The sequence below is a fragment of the Methylorubrum populi genome (assembly GCA_036946625.1).
Taxonomy (GTDB): domain Bacteria; phylum Pseudomonadota; class Alphaproteobacteria; order Rhizobiales; family Beijerinckiaceae; genus Methylobacterium; species Methylobacterium populi_C.
On record JAQIIU010000002.1, the window covers coordinates 644,001 to 659,599 of the forward strand.

Genomic DNA, 15,599 nt, shown 5'->3' on the forward strand with positions numbered 1-15,599 from the left:
CAACGCCCGAAGGGAACCGCCGAATCCCCTCGCGGATTCACGCTCTCATGCCGCTCTTCCCGGACACCGCCCTCCCGACCGCCTGCCGCCGCCCGCGTCGCGAGGCGGCGCCCTCCGAGGCGCTCAAGGACAAGGCGCTGGAGATCCATCGCCGGCTCTGCCGCCTCTACGCGTGTCCGATCCCGTACTTCCACAATCTCGATCCGCTCTCCGAGCTGATCTCCTCCCTGCTCTCGCACCGCACCCGCAACGCCGATTCCGGCCGCGCCTTCAAGGCGCTGCGAGCGCGCTGGCCGGATTGGGCGGCCGTCGAGGAGGCTTCCGTCGCGGAGATCGAGACGACGATCCGCGGTGTGACGTGGCCGGAGCTGAAGGCGCCGCGGATCAAGGCGGTGCTCGCCGCCGTGCGAGCGCGGGTGGGCGCGCTGAACCTCGACTTCCTGGCCGGCATGAGCGTCACCGCGGCGCGCGGCTGGCTGGAGGGCATTCCCGGGATCGGCCCGAAGACGAGCGCGGCGGTTCTCTCCTTCTCGACCCTGCGGATGCCGGCCCTGCCGGTCGACAGCCACCATCACCGCGTCGCCCAGCGCGCCGGGCTGATCGGCCCGAAGGTCGATGTCGGGCCGAGCCATCCGGTGCTGCGGGCACAATTGCCCGACGATTGGTCGGCACAGGCGCTCTACGACAATCACGAGATCCTGATGCTGCACGGGCAGCGGGTCTGCTTCCACCGGTCGCCGGCCTGCACGGCTTGCGTGCTGCTCGACATCTGTCCGACGGGTCAGGCCCGCACGAAGGCCTGATCGCCCTCGAACCCGCACGGCTTGCCGAAGGTCCGAGGGCACGTCGTCCCGGAACTGCGGTGTCGCTCAGGCGCTGTCTTCCGCGAAGGAAATCCGCGGAGCGGCCGATGTCGGAGTTGGATGCGAAGCGCGCGGCGGTCGCCGACCGTCTGGCGCGGATCGAAGGCCTCGATCGGCAGGACCGCGCGATCCTCGACCGCCGCGTCGAGGCCGCGGTGGAGCGCTTCGACGCGGCCTCGCCCGAGCCGTCCGATCCGGCCCGCGCCGATCTTCACCGGTTGCTGCGCGACGACTGCGATCTGCGGGCCTTGCGCATCGACCGGAACAACGTCCGCCTCGCCGCGAAGGGCGAGGTGTTCGCGCCGGAGGACGATGCTTGAGATCGGCGCCGCCGTGCCGGTTCGGACGACTCTGAACGACGCGTCGGTCTCCGTCATGGCAAGGTGGGGCCGGTCCGCAGGCGAAGGATGTCCGAACCGCTGGGTTGCCTCGTCCGACTTGCGTCGCGGTCCTGGATCGCTTTGCCTGACGGCTCGCCATGACGGTCTGGGAGCCTGTTCGACTGCGGTGATCCCATCTCGCCCCTTGCTCAGCATGAGGGGAAAGATGGGAGTAAAACCTTCCTCTCGCCTTGCCGTTGCCTGACGAAGACACGTCGGCCGGTCAAACAGGCTCTGGGACTCCCACTCCGTCATTGCGAGGCGGAGCCGAAGCAATCCAGGGCGCGACGCAGGCCGGACGAAGCTCCCGTCTCCCCCGCAACGATCGACCGAAAACGCGTTATCCACCTCGCGACGCCGGCGAGGACGCGCCCTGCGGAAAAGAACAAGTCATACGACTCCGGTCGATGACTTCGGCCTCTCCTCCGTCCTTGCGAGGCGAAGCCGTGGCCATCCAGGACGCGCCCTTTCCGGACCTGTCGCGCCCTGGATCGCTTCGCGGCCGCTCGCGAGGACGGAGGGTAGCCAAACCCGAGGTGATCGATCGGAAACGGTATCACTCCTTCTTCTTCTTGCCCTTCCTGTCCTTGTCCTTCTTGTCCCGTCTCTCCTTGCCGGCCGGCGCGTCGTGGTCCTTGCCGTCCCAGACCGCGGCGAAGGGGCGGCTCCCCAGAGCGCGCTCGGGCTGAGCCTCGGCGGTCGCCGCCTTGGCCGTCGCGGCCCCGGGCCGGGTCTCGCCCTTGCGGAACGGCGCCTCGCCCGCGGCCAGGGCGGCGAGACGGTGGCGGTGCCAGCCCGGCGTCGCGGACCTCAGCGCGGGATGGTGCGGGTCGAGGCGGGTGACGAGGCCCTTCACCTCCGCCTCGCTCATCCCGTCGGCGATCAGCACGAAGGTCTCGCTGCCGAGCACCTCGCGGATCAGCCGCAGCGACGCCACGCGCAGGCTCCGGGCCTTCAACTGCTTGACCACGAGGGTGCGGGCGGCCTTCGGGATCTCGGTGCGGATGTCGGGAAACGCCTCGGGCGCGGAGGCCATCGCCTGCATCACCGCGTAACCGTCGACATCAAGGGCCATGGAGGATTTCCTTCACTTCCGCGACCAGCGGAATCAGCACGTTCGGGACATGGGCGCCATACTTGGCGGAGAAGGTCGGGGGCGCGCCGCGGGTGGGGACCAGCGCGTCGGCGAGCGCCGCCGCCTGCGGAATGCGGGTGTCGAGGAGGCGGAAGCCGGCATCCTCGGCCCGCGCCTCGGCTTCGAGCCGGGCCAGCGTCTGCTGGTGCTGGCGCACCTGGGCCTGGAAGCGGGTGACGAGGACGTGGGGCGCGCTTCTGGGCGCGATGTGGCTCGCCTGGCGGCCGGAGCGCCGCCAGATCGTTTCGACGAAGGCGTTGAGTCCGTAGGTGGAGAGGAAGTCCGGGATCGAGGTGACGAGGACGAGGTCGGCGGCCCGCACCGCCACCTCGGTCATCGGCGAGATGCCCGGCGCGCAATCGAAGAAGACGTAGTCGTAGGTGTCCGCCAGCGGCGCGAAGTCGTCGTGGAAGATCCGCCACAGCTTCTCGTCGATGGCGTGCATCGAGAATTTGCGCTCGGTCATCTCGTACAGGATCTCGCGCTCCACGAGCCGCAGGTGCGGGCCCGAGGGCAGCAGCGCGAGCGAGAGCGGTGCGTTCCTGTGGACCGTCAGGCTGACGCCGGGTTCGATGCGCGCCCGCAGGTCGGGCTTGTGGCGGGTGATCAGCTTGAGGGCGAGATAGGCCTCCAGCGTGCGCCCGCGGGTGATCATCCGGCCGAGCAGCGCGTCGCCCGCGAGGCAGACGGAGACGCTGGCCTGCGGATCGAGATCGACCACGAGCACCCGTGCGCCGTCCGCGGCGAGTGCCTCGGCGAGCATGACCACGGTCGTGGTCTTGCCGACGCCGCCCTTCATGTTGGCCACCGCGATCAGCTTGCCGCCCACTCGTGCCCCTCCCGCAAAGCCGCCCGCCCGGTCCGGCGGCATCCCGAGTGCCCGACTCAGGCCGCGTCACGGCAACATATGACAGCCGGCCGATCCCCGCGCGGTGGCGATTGCGGAGGCTCGAAGAACCGGGGCCGTGCGGACACCCCTTCGTGATCGCGCGGATGGGCGGAACAAGCCGCGGATAATCCTATCTTGCGAAGCGCCCACGACATCCGCCGCCCCGGCGGGTCGCCTTGCCTGTGTCGCCTTGCCTGTGAGGTTCCTCGCTGTGATCTTTCCAACCACCACGGCCTTCTACGCCGGCATCCTCGGGCTGATCTATGCCGGCCTGTCCGGTTGGGTGATCGGCGGACGCCTCACCGGCAACGTCCTGTTCGGCGATGGCGGCCAGGACGCGTTGCAGCGGCGCATCCGTTCGCACGGCAACTTTCAGGAATACGTTCCGATCACCCTGCTGCTGATCGCGCTCTACGAGGCCGGCGGCGGCACGCATGCCTGGGTCCAGGGTCTGCTGATCGTGCTGGTGATCGCCCGCATCCTGCACCCGATCGGCATGTTCGCCCCCGCGAACTCGCCCCGTCAGTTCGCCTGCCGCGGCGGCGGCATCCTGGCGACCCTGATCGTCCTGACGATCTCGGCGATCCTGCTGCTGCTCCGGGCCGGCTGAGCCGTCAACGTCCGCGCACCCACCGTGCGGAAAAGCTCGCGACGATGAAAGCCGCGCGGCCACCGCGCGGCCGGCCGGCACGACGCGGATCTCGGCCGCGTCGCGCTCACGGCGCCGCAGCCGCGCGCGGCAGAACCGCGTCGGGCTGTCCGGCGATCCGCTCGCCCCGCTCCAGGGTCGCGACCGAGAGAGGCTGGCCGCGTCCGCGCAGGGCGTGGGTGCCCAGCGGCCGGACGACGACGCCGTCCGGCAGGCCCGGCAGGCGGGCGAGCAGATCCTGCGAGATCAGCGTGTCGACGCCGAGCGGGCGGCACAGCGCCTCGACGCGGGCGACCACGTTCACGGCGTCGCCGAAATAGGCGATCTTGTGCCGGTCGACCCCGACTTCCGCGGTCACCACCGGACCGCCGTGCAGGCCCGCCCGCAGCCGCGGCACGGTGCCGAAGCGCGCCTCCCAGGCCTCGGCATCGGCCGCGATCCGCTCGCGCACGGCGAACAGGCACGCGACGCAGCGGGCATCCTTCAGGCCGCGCTCCATCGGCCAGGTGATCATGGCGAGGTCGCCGATATAGTCGTCGGTCGAGCCGTAGAACCGGCGGACCGGCTCGGCCAGCGTCGCGAAGACGGCGCTCAGGTATTCCTGCGCACGCAGATCCCCGTGCGTCTCGGCGAAGGCGGTCGAGCCGACCACGTCGAGGAACAGGAAGATGCGCTCCTCCTCGACCGGGCGGTGATAGCGGCCGACGAGGAAGTTGATGAACACCTCGCCGCCGATCAGGTCGCGCATGCGGATCACGAAGACGAGCAGGGCCGAGACGGCGAGCGCGTAGGCCAGCACCCGCGGCGTGGTCCGTACCGCCTCCGACAGGCTGTCGCCGGTCAGCCCGAGCAGCCAGACGACGAATCCGCCGAACGCGGTGCCGACGACGATCATCGCCACGTAGGAGAGTTCCGCCGCGACGACGTAGAGCCCGGCGGGCAGGCGCCGGATTCGCGACTGCACGCCCGCGAGCAGCACGCCCCGGTCGAAGGCGAGCGCGGAGATGCCCACGCCCAGCCCGTAGGTGAAGCCCGCCCCCGGGGTGGCCCCGCCGACGAAGATCACGTTGTAGAGGAGGCCCGCGCCCCCCGACGCGAGCAGGATCAGGAGCCAGAACCAACGATGGTGCGGCAGCATCAGACCGGGCTCCGTTGGCCGGCGGCGGCACCCGCTCCCCGCGCGGCGGCCCGGAGGCCTTGCGGGCGAGCGTCGGGCAGGCGGGTCGACACGGGGGCTCCCTTCTCGGCGATCACGCGAAGCCGGCCGGCTGACCGGCACGGCCTTCACGCTGCCGAAGGCTCATGCCCGCATCGTGGCGCGAATGTGGCGCACCGCCGCATGCCGGGGTCGGGCCGCCCGGAAAAGATGTCCGTTCGCCCGCTCGACGGGAGGCTTCTCCCCCGGCATCCGGGCCGTTTCGGAAGCGGCTACTCGCCGACGCCGAACAGCTTCTCCAGGAAGTTCCGGTCGTCCCGGCTCGGGCCCCGTTCGCGGCCGCCGGGGACGGGGCGCGGCGGGAGCGCCGAGGCCGTCTGCTCGGGCTCGCCCAGCAGGGCGCCGATCAGGCCGCCGGGGCCGCCGTCGCGCTCGGGAGCCGCCTCGGGCTTCGGTGCGCGCCAGCGGTTGAGGCCGGGCAGGCCCGCCGGCTTCTCGCCCTTCAGCGCGGTCGTCATGTAGGCCTTCCAGATGTCCACCGGCAGGCTGCCGCCGGAGGCCCGCTTGGTCGGCTCGCCGTCGTCGTTGCCGAGCCAGACGCCGGTCACCAGCGTGGCCGAGTAGCCGACGAACCACGCATCGCGGAACTCCTGGCTGGTGCCGGTCTTGCCCGCGAGTTCCCAGCCGGGGATGTCGGCCTTCCTCGCCGTGCCCATGGTGAAGACATCGTGCATCATGGCGTTCATCATGCCGACGGCATTGGGGTCGGCGACGCGGCCGAGCCCGCCCTCGCCGCGCTTGTACAGCACCTTGCCGGTGGCGCTCCTGATGTTGGCGATGACGTAGGGGATCACCCCGGTCCCGCCGTTGGCGAAGGCGCAGTAGGCGCCGACCATTTCGAGCGGCGTGACCTCCGAGGTGCCGAGCGCGATCGAGCCGTTGGCCTGGAGCGGGGAGGCGATGCCGAGCCGCTGGGCGGTCTGCACCACCGCCTTCGGGCCGACCTCCTGGCCGAGCCGCACCGCGACCGTGTTGAGCGAGAGCGCCAGCGCCTCGCGCAGGGAAACCGGCCCGCGATAGTTGTGGGAGTAGTTCTCCGGGGCCCAGTTGCCGATCCGCACGGGCGCGTCGTCGCGCACCGTGTCGGGCGTCAGGCCGCGCTCGACCGCGGCGAGGTAGACGAACGGCTTGAAGGCCGAGCCCGGCTGCCGCTTGGCGGTGGTGGCGCGGTTGAACTGGCTCTGCGCATAGTCGCGGCCGCCCACGAGCGCCCGGATCGCCCCGTCCGGCCGCATCGAGACCAGCGCGCCTTGCGCGACGTTGTAGCGGGTGCCCTTGGCGTTGAGTTCGTCGGTGAGCGCCTTCTCGCCCGTCGCCTGCAGGGCGGCATCGACGGTGGTGGCGACGACGATGTCCTCGTCGAACTTCGGCAGGAAGTCGTCGAGCACGTCCATCACGAGGTCGGCGACGTAGTTCTGCGAACCGCCGCCGCGGGTCGAGGCGGGCCGGGCCGGCTGGGCCAGCGCCAGCTTCGCGTCCGGCGCCTTGGCGAAGCCCAATTCCTCCATGGCGGCGAGGACTTGCCCGGCGCGGGCCTGCGCCGCCTTCAGGTTGCGGTTGGGCGCCAGCCGCGACGGCGCCTGCACGAGGCCGCCGAGCATGGCGGCTTCCGCCAGCGTCACGTTCTTGGCGGGCTTGCCGAAATAGCGCTGCGCGGCGGCCTCGACGCCGTAGGCGCCGGCGCCGAAATAGACCCGGTTCAGGTAGAGTTCGAGGATCTCGTCCTTGGTGTATTTGTGCTCCAGCCACAGCGCCAGGATCGCCTCCTGGATCTTTCGCGAGGCGGAGCGCTCGGGCGTCAGGAAGAGGTTCTTGGCGAGCTGCTGGGTCAGCGTCGAGCCGCCCTGCGCCACGCCGCGCCGGGTCAGGTTCTGCGCGATCGCGCGGGCGACGCCGACCGGATCGATGCCGAAATGATCGTAGAAGCGCCGGTCCTCGATGGCGACGAAGGCGCGCGGCAGGTAGGGCGGCAGTTCCTTGATCGACACGACCCGTCCGCCGGTCTCGCCCCGGTTGGCGAGCAGCGAGCCGTCGCTCGCCAGGATGGCGATGTTGGGCGGGCGCTTCGGAACCGCGAGCTGGTCGATCGGCGGCAATTGCGAGGCGTGGTAGGCGATGAGGCCGGCCAGCCCGATCACGCCCCAGAGTCCGAGGACGAGCCCGGCATAGGCCAGCCGGCCGAACCAGGAGCGCCGCCGCTTCGGCGGGCGCCGGCCTCCGCCACCGGAGGCCTTGCGGCCGCCGCCGCGCGGCGTGGAGCCGGACCGGCCGGTGCCCGATCCGCGCACCGCCGTGCCGCCGCCGGAGCGGTCGCCGCGGGAAAGGCGCACATCGAGGCGCCCCGGCTCGCTCCCCTCCGGGATGTCGAAGGTGGGCTCGCTGCGTGGTTTGCGTCCGCGTGCCTGCGCCATGCGATCCCTTGCGTCCGGGGCCGCCGGTCCTCGAAAGAGACCGTGAGCCTGCCGCGACCATGCTCCCCTCGCGCGATCCGCGAAGGCGCGGATCCGATGTGCCTCGGATGGTCCGCCTCGAACGGCCCGCCCCCTCCGCCGGCCCGGAACGGCCGTGCGGGCGCCCCGTCGCCCGGCCGATCCTCGCGGGATCCGCGGCGCTTCGGGGGAGCCTCGTGAGAGAGGCTAAATGCGGCGGGTTTAAGGGGCGTTAAGGCAGCCGCCGCACGCCCGGCGCGCATCGGCCGGATCTTCACGCGTGATCGTCTCGTGCGTGATCCAAACGGGTTCAAAGGGGTGGCGTCGCGGCGCGACAGCCTCTATCCCCTGTTCCCGCTCTCGAAGCGTCGGTGCCCGGGGGCCCCTTGGCCGGCCGGATCGGCCCGTCACGGAACGAGGCTCGAAGGGTCGATGGCGCGCTCCGTTTTCGTTCTGCTGCATCGCTGGGCCGGTCTCGCGATCGCCGCCTTCCTGTTCGTGGCGGGGCTGACCGGGGCGGTGATCTCCTGGGATCACGAGCTCGACGACTGGCTCAACCCGCATCTCCACACCGTTGCGAGCCGGGGCGAGGCGATCCCCGCCCTCGACCTCGCGCGGCGGTTCGAGGCCCGCGAACCGCACGCCCGCGTCGCCTACTTCCCCCTCGCCGCGGAGGCCGGGCAATCGCTGTCGCTGTTCGTGGTGCCGCGGGTCGATGCGGCGATGGGCAGGCTGCACCCCCTCGGCTACAATCAGGTCTTCCTCGATCCCGTCACCGGGGCCGAACTCGGCCGGCGCGAATGGGGCCGGGTCTGGCCGATCACCGGCGAGACCCTGATCTCCTTCCTGTACAAGCTGCACTACTCGCTGCACCTGCCGGAGATGTGGGGCGAGGAGCGCTGGGGCATCTGGCTGATGGGCATCGTCGCCATCGTCTGGATGCTCGATTCGTTCGTCGGCTTCTACCTGACCCTGCCGGTGCGCAAGGCCGCCCATCCGCAGCGCCCGGCGGCGGTGGAGCGGCAGCTCGGACGCGGCTGGTGGTCGCGCTGGAAGCCGGCTTGGCGGGTGAAGACCTCGGGCAGCGCCTACCGCATCACCTTCGACCTGCACCGCGCCTTCAGCCTGTGGACCTTCGCGCTGCTGTTCCTGCTCGCCTTCACCGCCTTCTCGCTCAACCTCTACCGCGAGATCTTCCTGCCGCTGATGTCGAGCGTCTCGCAGGTCTCGCCCGACCCGTCGAACACCCGGCCCTTCGTCTCGCCGCTCGAGCCGATCGAGCCGGGCGTGGACTACGCGAACATCCTGGAGAAGGCGCAGGAGGAAGGGCGCCGCCGCGGCTGGAAGGAGCCCGTGGGCGCACTGGCCTACACGTCGATGCAGGGCTTCTACACCGCACGCTACTTCGAGCCCGGCGACGACCACGGCGCGGCGGGCGTCGGCCCGGCGGCGATCCACTTCGACGGCCGTGACGGCCGCGTCATCGGCGACCGCCGGCCCTGGGTCGGCACGGCCGCCGACATCTTCGTGCAGGCGCAGTTCCCGGTGCATTCGGGCCGCATCCTCGGCCTGCCCGGCCGCATCCTGATCTCGGTCATGGGCCTCGTCGTCGCGATGCTCTCGCTGACCGGCGTCGTGATCTGGTGGCGCAAGCGCGCCGCCCGCCTCTCGGTGCGCCGCAAGGCGGTCGCGCTTCCGGCCGGCCGGCCGGTGCCGGCCGAGTGATACGCCGTCCGGTCGATGCGTTCGGCCTGTCTCTGCGTCATCGCGAGGCGAAGCCGTGGCGATCCAGGGCGCGCCCTTTCCGGATAGGCCGTGCCCTGGATCGCTTCGCGGCCGCTCGCGATGACGGAGGGGGGCCAAACCCGAAGCGATCAATCGGAAACGGTATGAGACCAACCGGCGATGATCCCGGCTCATCGCCGGTCGCCCGCGCGAAGGCGCGGCGGCGGGCGTCCGCCGGACGCAGGGAAGACGACCATCGGTCGGCGTCCAGGCCGCTTGGTAGAAGAGTGCCTCGGATCACGGCTTGGCCGGCAGCGCGCGGCGGCGGCCGGTCCTGCGGGCGGGGGCGAGTCCCGGCAGGTCGTCGTGGTGCAGGAGCAGGACGCCGGTGGTGCCGGCGAGCTTGCGGGCGGCGGGGGTGAAGCCGGCATTCGAGACCACGGCGGCCATGTCGCCCGTCCAGTGCAGGGCCGCCGCCGCCGCCTCCTGCACCGCCGCGTTGCCGACCGGGCGGCCGTAGCGCTTGCACTGCACGACGAGGCGAACGCCGTCCCTCTCGGCGATCACGTCGCAGCCCTGGTCGCCGCTGGCGCCCGTGGGCCGGGCATCCCAGCCCCCCTCCCCCAGAAGCTCGGCGCAGTAGCGCTCGTAGGCGACGCCGTCCTCCGGCGTCTCCAGCGCGTCGGGAAGCCGGTGGGCGCAGGCCGCCCGCTCGACGATCTCGATCATCTCGTCGAAGCGCGGCTCGGCATAGTCCGAGAAGCCGCGTTCCTCGACGAGCGGGAGCACCGTGCGCTCGACGAAATACGTCCGCTCGCGCAGCCAGCCGTCCTCGATCGTGTTGCCGTAGGCGTCGAGGAAGCGTTCCTGCCGACGGCGCAGGGCCAGCGTCGGGGCGTGGCGCCGAGCGATGCGGCGCACGAGCGACCGGAAGCGGCGCGGGCGGTCGAGGCGGCGGAGCAGGATCGCGAGACAGGCCGCTCCGGTGGCGGCGAAGGCCGGCGCCCCGTAGCGGAGGCCGGCGGCGCCTCCGACGACGAGCGTCCAGAACAGGCGCGTGGCAGTGGGCGACCGGCCGGACATCGTCTCTCCCGCGAGGGCCGGACCCGTCCGGCTCGCGGGGACTGTTTCAGCGAGGCGTTGCCCGACCTCTAAAGGCCGAGCCGGTGACGAGGCCACCCCGGGAGAGGGGACGGATCCGATGTGGATAAGTCGCGTGGGCACGCGCGTCGTCACGGCTGCGCGGTGTCGGCCGCGTCGACCGGCTCCGCGCGGCGATTGCGGGAAACCTGGGCTCAGGCGACGTCCTGGGCGCGGGCCCGGCTGCGGCGGCGCTGCGGCGGCGCGGCGTCCGCCGGGTTGGGTGACGGTTCGGACTCGGCCGGGGCCGGTGTCTTCGACGGCCACTTCCGGCGCTGCTGGCCGAGCCCCATGGTGCGTGCCAGCTCCGAGCGCGTCGCGGCGTAGTTCGGCGCGACCATCGGATAATCGTCGGGGAGGTTCCAGCGCGCGCGGTACTCGTCGGGCGAGAGGTTGTAGCGCGTCCGCAGGTGCCGCTTGAGCGACTTGAACTTCTTGCCGTCCTCCAGACAGATCAGGAAATCCGGCTGGAGCGAGCGGCGGATCGATACGGCCGGCGTCCGCGGCGGCTCCCCGGGCTCGGCCGGCGCCTGGGACAATTCGAAAAGGGCCCGGTGAACTGAGGTGATCAATCCCGGCAGCTCACCCGCCGCCAGCGAGTTGTTGCCCACGAAGGCCGACACGACATCGACGGTGAGAGCCACGTGATCGCCAGCGGAGCCTTCCTCAAGCGACATGTTCAATATCCCTTCGACATGCGCGAGCGATCTCCTGCAATAGGCGGCATCCGGGCGATACCGTCATCGTCGAGGACAAAATCAGTGCGCGGAATTCCATCGGATTTAACCTTTGATGGAGAATTCCGCAAGACGGATTCAAGGAACTTCGGAAAGCAATGAGACCTTTTGTCATATGGCTTGCTGGGCCGGTAAAACACGCATCTGAGATGCCGGAATCGATGCCGATCGACGGTACGATGTGGAAGGACTTGTCGGGATCGTCCGGCAAGGTCGGTCTGGTGCGCGGGGTTTTGCTGGTTTCTGCTCTTGCATCGTCTTTTCGGGAAAGCCGGCAGCTCCCTTTCGGGACGCTGCTCCGGCGGTGTCCGGAGGAAGACGATTGCCGAGCGGCGCTCGTCAGCGACCGGACTTTTCGCGCGGTCCGTACGACTTGAACCGCTCGACGGTCTCGGCGACCTCGGCGTCCGAGAGGACCGCCGGCGTGCCGACCTGCAGGGCGATGGCGTATTGGCGGCACAGGGTCTCGACCTCGACGGCGAGCCACATCGCCTTGGAGAGATTCGGGCCGGTGGCGATCATGCCGTGGTTGGCGAGCAGGCAGGCGCTGCGCCCTTCCAGGGCGTCGAGGGCGAGATCCGAGAGGGCTTGCGTGCCGTAGGGCGCGTAGGGGGCGCAGCGGATGGTCGGCCCGCCGGCCATGGCGATCATGTAATGCACCGCCGGAATCGCCCGGCCGCAGATGGCGAAGCCGGTGGCGTAGGGCGGGTGGGCGTGGACGACGGCGCCGATCTCGGGCCGCGCGGCCAGGATGTCCCGGTGGAAGCGCCATTCGGAGGAGGGGGCCAGCAGGTGGTCGCAATGCCCGTCGAAATCCATCGGAACGAGGTCGTCGGGGCTGAGCTGCTCGGCCGGGATGCCCGAAGGCGTCACGAGAAACCCGGGCCCGGAACGGACCGAGATGTTGCCCGAAGTGCCCTGGCTGAGGCCGAGATCGAGCATCCGGCGCATCGCCTCGACCATCGCTTGGCGGCTCGCGAAAGACGGCACGGGACACCTCCCCTGTCTGAAACGCGGTCGCGCGCGACCGCCTCGTTCAGATGCCGCCGGACCCGCGATCCGTAAAGCGGCGTCGAACGGCGCGTCGGGTGAAACGGTCACGGACGCACGCCGCCGGGATCGGTCGGGCCCGCGACCGCGCCCTCGGCCATGAGTCGGCCATGAGCAGGAACTCGCCGAACGCGAGCATCGGCGCGATGTGTTCGAGTTTGACGGGACGACCGTGCCCGGATCCGGTGCCGATTTCCGGCAAGACCATCGCTTGAAGCGATGGCCCTGGTTTTCCTGGCTCGCCTCATACCGTTTCCGCTTGATCGCTTCGGGTTTGGCCACCCTCCGTCCTCGCGAGCGGCCCGCGAAGCGATCCAGGGCGCGGGCATGTCCGGAAAGGGCACGCCCTGGATCGCCACGGCTTCGCCTCGCGATGACGCAGGAGAGGCCGAACTCATCGACCGGATGGCGTATCAGTCGCCGGCGCCGGCTTCCGCGGGCTCAGGCTTTCGCTCCGCGCGGCGCTCTTGGTCGTGTCCCTTGGCGCCGCGAAGCCGCTCGGGCGGCTTCGAGCGATGGCCCTTGCGATTTCCGGGTTTCGTGATTGCGCGAGGGCGTATCGCCCTCGGTCTCGCGCCGCGGGATGGTATAGGCGGGCGCCATGAGCACCTATCGCTTCGATACGCTGCTCGCCCCCCGCCGCATCGCGGTGGTCGGAGCGGGCGACCGGCCCGGCTCCGTCGGCCGGGCGATCATCGACGGCCTGCGGGCAGGCGGCTTCGCGGGCAGCATCGTCCCGGTCCACCCGCGCGAGGCCAGCGTCGACGGGCTGACGTGCAGCGCCCGCCTCGCCGACATTCCGCAGCCGCCGGACCTCGTGATGATCGCCACGCCGCCGGCGGCGGTGCCGGGCGTCGTCGAGGAGGCCGGGCAGGTCGGTGCCGCCGCGGCGGTGATTCTCTCCGCCCATCTCGGGCACGGCGAGGCCGCCCCGATGGGCGCGGCCCAGGCGACGGCGCGGCGCCACGGTCTGCGGCTGATCGGTCCCGACAGCATCGGCCTCAGCGTTCCCGCGGGCGGCCTCAACGCGACCCTGCTGGCGCGTCCGCCGAAGCCCGGCGACCTGGCGCTCGTGTCGCAGTCGGGCACCGTCGCCTCGGCCATCGCCGAGTGGGCGTGGCGGCGCGGCGTCGGCTTCTCGGCGGTGATGTCGCTCGGACGCTCCGCCGACATCGACGTGGCCGACTGCCTCGACCATTTCGCCGAGGACTCCCGCACCCGCGCCATCATCCTGTCGCTGCATCACGTCGCCGACGCGCGCAAGTTCCTCACCGCGGCGCGGGCGGCGGCGCGCGCCAAGCCGGTGGTGGTGCTTCGCACCGGCCGCCACGAGGACCCCGGACACCGATCCGACACCCATACCGGTGCGCTCGCCCGGCCCGGCGCGGTCTACGAGGCCGCCTTCCGCCGGGCGGGCCTGCTCGCGGTCGACGGGCTCGACGCGATGTTCTCGGCGGTCGAGACCCTGGGGCGGCAGCGGCCGTTTCCCGGCAACCGGCTGATGATCGTCTCGAACGGGCGCGGCATCGGCGCGCTGGCCGCCGACCGCCTCGCCGATCTCGGCGGAACCCTGGCGAGGCCGGCCGAGGCGACCCTCGAGGCCGTGGAGCCGGTGCGGCACGGGACGCCGGCCAACCCGCTCGATCTCGGCATCGACGCCGTGCCCCAGGATTTCGCGCGGGCCCTCGAACCGCTGCTCGCCGCCCGCGACAGCGACGCGCTGGTCTCGGTCCACGTCCCGACCGCGCGCGCCGGCAGCCGCGAGGTCGCGCAGACCGTGGCCGGGACGGTCGCGAAAGTGCGCGCGGCGGGGCGCCGCAAGCCGGTCTTCGCCGTGTCGGTCGGCGAGGACGAGGCGATCCGCGCGATCTACGCGCAGGCCAGGATCCCGCTCTTCGCCACCGATGCGGACGCGGTGGAAGGCTTCCTGCACCTCGTGCGCTATCGCGAGGCCCAGGACGACCTGATGCGCACGCCGGACGCGCTGCCGCGCGACTTCTCCCCCGACGTCGCCAAGGCGCGCCGCATCGTCGACGAGGCGCTGAGCGAGGGGCGCAGTTGGCTCGACCCCCACGCGGTGACCGAGCTGCTCGCCGCCTACCGCATCGAGGCGGTGCCGGTCACGCTCGCGCCCGACCCCGACGGGGCTGCGGCGGCGGCCTGGCCGCTGATCGCCGGCGGCGGCACGGTCGCGCTCAAGCTCGTCTCACCGGACGTGGTGCACAAGTCGGAGGTCGGCGGGGTCCGCCTCGGCCTCACCTCGGAGGCGGACGTGCGCGAGGCGGCGCACACCATGATCGCGCGGGTGCGTGCCCTGCGCCCGGAGGCGCGGGTGGCGGGCTTTGCCGTGCAGCCGATGCTGCGCCGCGCGGAAGGGCGGGAACTGATCGCGGGTCTGGCCGAGGATCCGGTGTTCGGCCCCGTGGTGGTGTTCGGCCGCGGCGGCAACGCGGTCGAGGTCATCGACGACCGGGCGCTGGCACTTCCGCCCCTCGATCTCGCCCTGGCGAGCGAACTGATCGGGCGCACCCGCGTGGCGCGGCGGCTCGCCGCCTATCGCGACGTGCCGGCCGCGGACCTGCCGGCGATCGCCCTGTTGCTGGTCAAGCTCGCCCAGCTCGCCGCCGACCTGCCCGCGGTGCGCGAACTCGACATCAACCCCCTGCTCGCCGATGCCGACGGTGTCGTCGCCCTCGACGCCCGGGTGCGGGTCGCCCCCGAAGCCGGCGCGGGACAGCGCCGGGGGAACTGGCATCCGCGCTTCGCGATCCGCCCCTACCCGTCCGACTGGGAGCGGCGGCTCGACATGGGCGGGCGGCACGCCCAGGTCCGCCCGGTCCGGCCCGACGACGAGGGGATGTTCCGCACCTTCTTCGCGCAGGTCGACCCCGAGGACGTGCGCCTGCGCTTCTTCGCCCCCGTGCGCGACTTCAGCCACGCCTTCCTCGCCCGGCTGACCCAGCTCGACTATTCCCGCGCCATCGCCTTCGTCGCGATCGAGGAGGCGGCGGACGAGGACCGGCGCATGCTCGGCGCGGTCCGGCTGCACGCCAACGCCAACCACGATGCGGGCGAGTTCGCGATCCTGGTGCGCTCCGACATCAAGGGCACCGGTCTCGGCATCGCCCTGATGCGCATGATGATCGACTGGGCCCGGGCCGAAGGCATCGCCTGCGTCGAGGGCAGCGTGCTGGCCGAGAACCGGCCGATGCGGAAGGTCTGCCGCCATCTCGGCTTCGAGGAGCGGCCGATGCCGGACGATCCCGGCCTCGTGAAGGTGACGCTGAAGGTCGGGCCGTAGCGGTTCGGCCTGCGAGTCCCGGTGAGTCCCGGCACCCGTTCCGTTTCGCCGGGAAGGCGGCGGCCTACGGCTCGTCTGATACCGT

General features: G+C 71.4%; 12 protein-coding genes. 5 read left to right on the forward strand and 7 right to left on the reverse strand.

What is annotated here, in order from left to right; translation table 11 throughout:
• Positions 1 to 47 precede the first annotated feature (47 nt).
• Together PGN25_04810 and PGN25_04815 are read left to right on the forward strand one after the other, a co-directional pair.
• Positions 48 to 803, forward strand: a complete 756-nt coding sequence (locus PGN25_04810; protein MEH3116935.1) for a Fe-S cluster assembly protein HesB — start codon at positions 48 to 50, stop codon at positions 801 to 803.
• A 107-nt stretch (positions 804 to 910) separates the two neighbouring features.
• The gene (locus PGN25_04815) at positions 911 to 1,183 is read left to right on the forward strand and encodes a hypothetical protein (protein MEH3116936.1); all 273 of its coding nucleotides are present in this window, start codon (positions 911 to 913) and stop codon (positions 1,181 to 1,183) included.
• A 616-nt stretch (positions 1,184 to 1,799) separates the two neighbouring features.
• On the opposite strand, the gene PGN25_04820 is transcribed toward PGN25_04815, so the two are convergent.
• Entirely contained in the window at positions 1,800 to 2,318 is a 519-nt protein-coding gene (locus PGN25_04820; GenBank protein MEH3116937.1) for a hypothetical protein, read from the reverse strand.
• Positions 2,308 to 3,207, reverse strand: coding sequence for a ParA family protein (locus PGN25_04825; protein ID MEH3116938.1), 900 nt, complete (start codon positions 3,205 to 3,207; stop codon positions 2,308 to 2,310). Before PGN25_04825 ends, PGN25_04820 begins: the two co-directional genes overlap by 11 nt.
• Before the next feature lie 271 nt (positions 3,208 to 3,478).
• On the opposite strand from PGN25_04825, the gene PGN25_04830 reads away from it, so the two are divergent.
• A complete protein-coding gene (locus PGN25_04830) occupies positions 3,479 to 3,877 on the forward strand; it encodes an MAPEG family protein (GenBank protein MEH3116939.1) in 399 nt (132 codons plus the stop codon).
• 106 nt (positions 3,878 to 3,983) lie between these two features.
• Here the strand turns inward: PGN25_04830 and PGN25_04835 are convergent, their stop codons facing one another.
• Both PGN25_04835 and PGN25_04840 read right to left on the reverse strand, forming a co-directional pair.
• Positions 3,984 to 5,054 carry an adenylate/guanylate cyclase domain-containing protein gene (locus PGN25_04835; GenBank protein MEH3116940.1) on the reverse strand — a complete coding sequence of 357 codons (1,071 nt, stop codon included), beginning with the start codon at positions 5,052 to 5,054 and terminating at the stop codon, positions 3,984 to 3,986.
• A 290-nt stretch (positions 5,055 to 5,344) separates the two neighbouring features.
• Entirely contained in the window at positions 5,345 to 7,543 is a 2,199-nt protein-coding gene (locus PGN25_04840; protein ID MEH3116941.1) for a PBP1A family penicillin-binding protein, read from the reverse strand.
• A gap of 450 nt (positions 7,544 to 7,993) precedes the next feature.
• Here PGN25_04840 and PGN25_04845 point away from each other — a divergent pair, with 450 nt between their 5' ends.
• Complete coding sequence (locus PGN25_04845; GenBank protein ID MEH3116942.1) at positions 7,994 to 9,286, forward strand: PepSY-associated TM helix domain-containing protein; 1,293 nt, start codon at positions 7,994 to 7,996, stop codon at positions 9,284 to 9,286.
• A gap of 297 nt (positions 9,287 to 9,583) precedes the next feature.
• Here PGN25_04845 and PGN25_04850 read toward each other — a convergent pair whose 3' ends face one another.
• The 3 genes from PGN25_04850 to PGN25_04860 form a co-directional block, all read right to left on the reverse strand.
• The gene (locus PGN25_04850) at positions 9,584 to 10,369 is read right to left on the reverse strand and encodes a restriction endonuclease (protein ID MEH3116943.1); all 786 of its coding nucleotides are present in this window, start codon (positions 10,367 to 10,369) and stop codon (positions 9,584 to 9,586) included.
• 212 nt (positions 10,370 to 10,581) lie between these two features.
• Positions 10,582 to 11,103, reverse strand: a complete 522-nt coding sequence (locus tag PGN25_04855; GenBank protein ID MEH3116944.1) for a MucR family transcriptional regulator — start codon at positions 11,101 to 11,103, stop codon at positions 10,582 to 10,584.
• Positions 11,104 to 11,502: 399 nt separating this feature from the next.
• Positions 11,503 to 12,153, reverse strand: coding sequence for a class II aldolase/adducin family protein (locus PGN25_04860; protein MEH3116945.1), 651 nt, complete (start codon positions 12,151 to 12,153; stop codon positions 11,503 to 11,505).
• A gap of 661 nt (positions 12,154 to 12,814) precedes the next feature.
• Here PGN25_04860 and PGN25_04865 point away from each other — a divergent pair.
• Positions 12,815 to 15,514, forward strand: a complete 2,700-nt coding sequence (locus PGN25_04865) for a GNAT family N-acetyltransferase (GenBank protein MEH3116946.1) — start codon at positions 12,815 to 12,817, stop codon at positions 15,512 to 15,514.
• Positions 15,515 to 15,599 lie beyond the last annotated feature (85 nt).

Coding starts and splice junctions, on each gene's coding strand:
- PGN25_04865 (MEH3116946.1), top strand. CDS start 12,815: ATGAGCACCTATCGCTTCGATACGCTGCTCGCCCCCCGCCGCATCGCG.
- PGN25_04820 (MEH3116937.1), bottom strand. CDS start 2,318: ATGGCCCTTGATGTCGACGGTTACGCGGTGATGCAGGCGATGGCCTCC.
- PGN25_04815 (MEH3116936.1), top strand. CDS start 911: ATGTCGGAGTTGGATGCGAAGCGCGCGGCGGTCGCCGACCGTCTGGCG.
- PGN25_04835 (MEH3116940.1), bottom strand. CDS start 5,054: ATGCTGCCGCACCATCGTTGGTTCTGGCTCCTGATCCTGCTCGCGTCG.
- PGN25_04840 (MEH3116941.1), bottom strand. CDS start 7,543: ATGGCGCAGGCACGCGGACGCAAACCACGCAGCGAGCCCACCTTCGAC.
- PGN25_04850 (MEH3116943.1), bottom strand. CDS start 10,369: ATGTCCGGCCGGTCGCCCACTGCCACGCGCCTGTTCTGGACGCTCGTC.
- PGN25_04845 (MEH3116942.1), top strand. CDS start 7,994: ATGGCGCGCTCCGTTTTCGTTCTGCTGCATCGCTGGGCCGGTCTCGCG.
- PGN25_04810 (MEH3116935.1), top strand. CDS start 48: ATGCCGCTCTTCCCGGACACCGCCCTCCCGACCGCCTGCCGCCGCCCG.
- PGN25_04855 (MEH3116944.1), bottom strand. CDS start 11,103: ATGTCGCTTGAGGAAGGCTCCGCTGGCGATCACGTGGCTCTCACCGTC.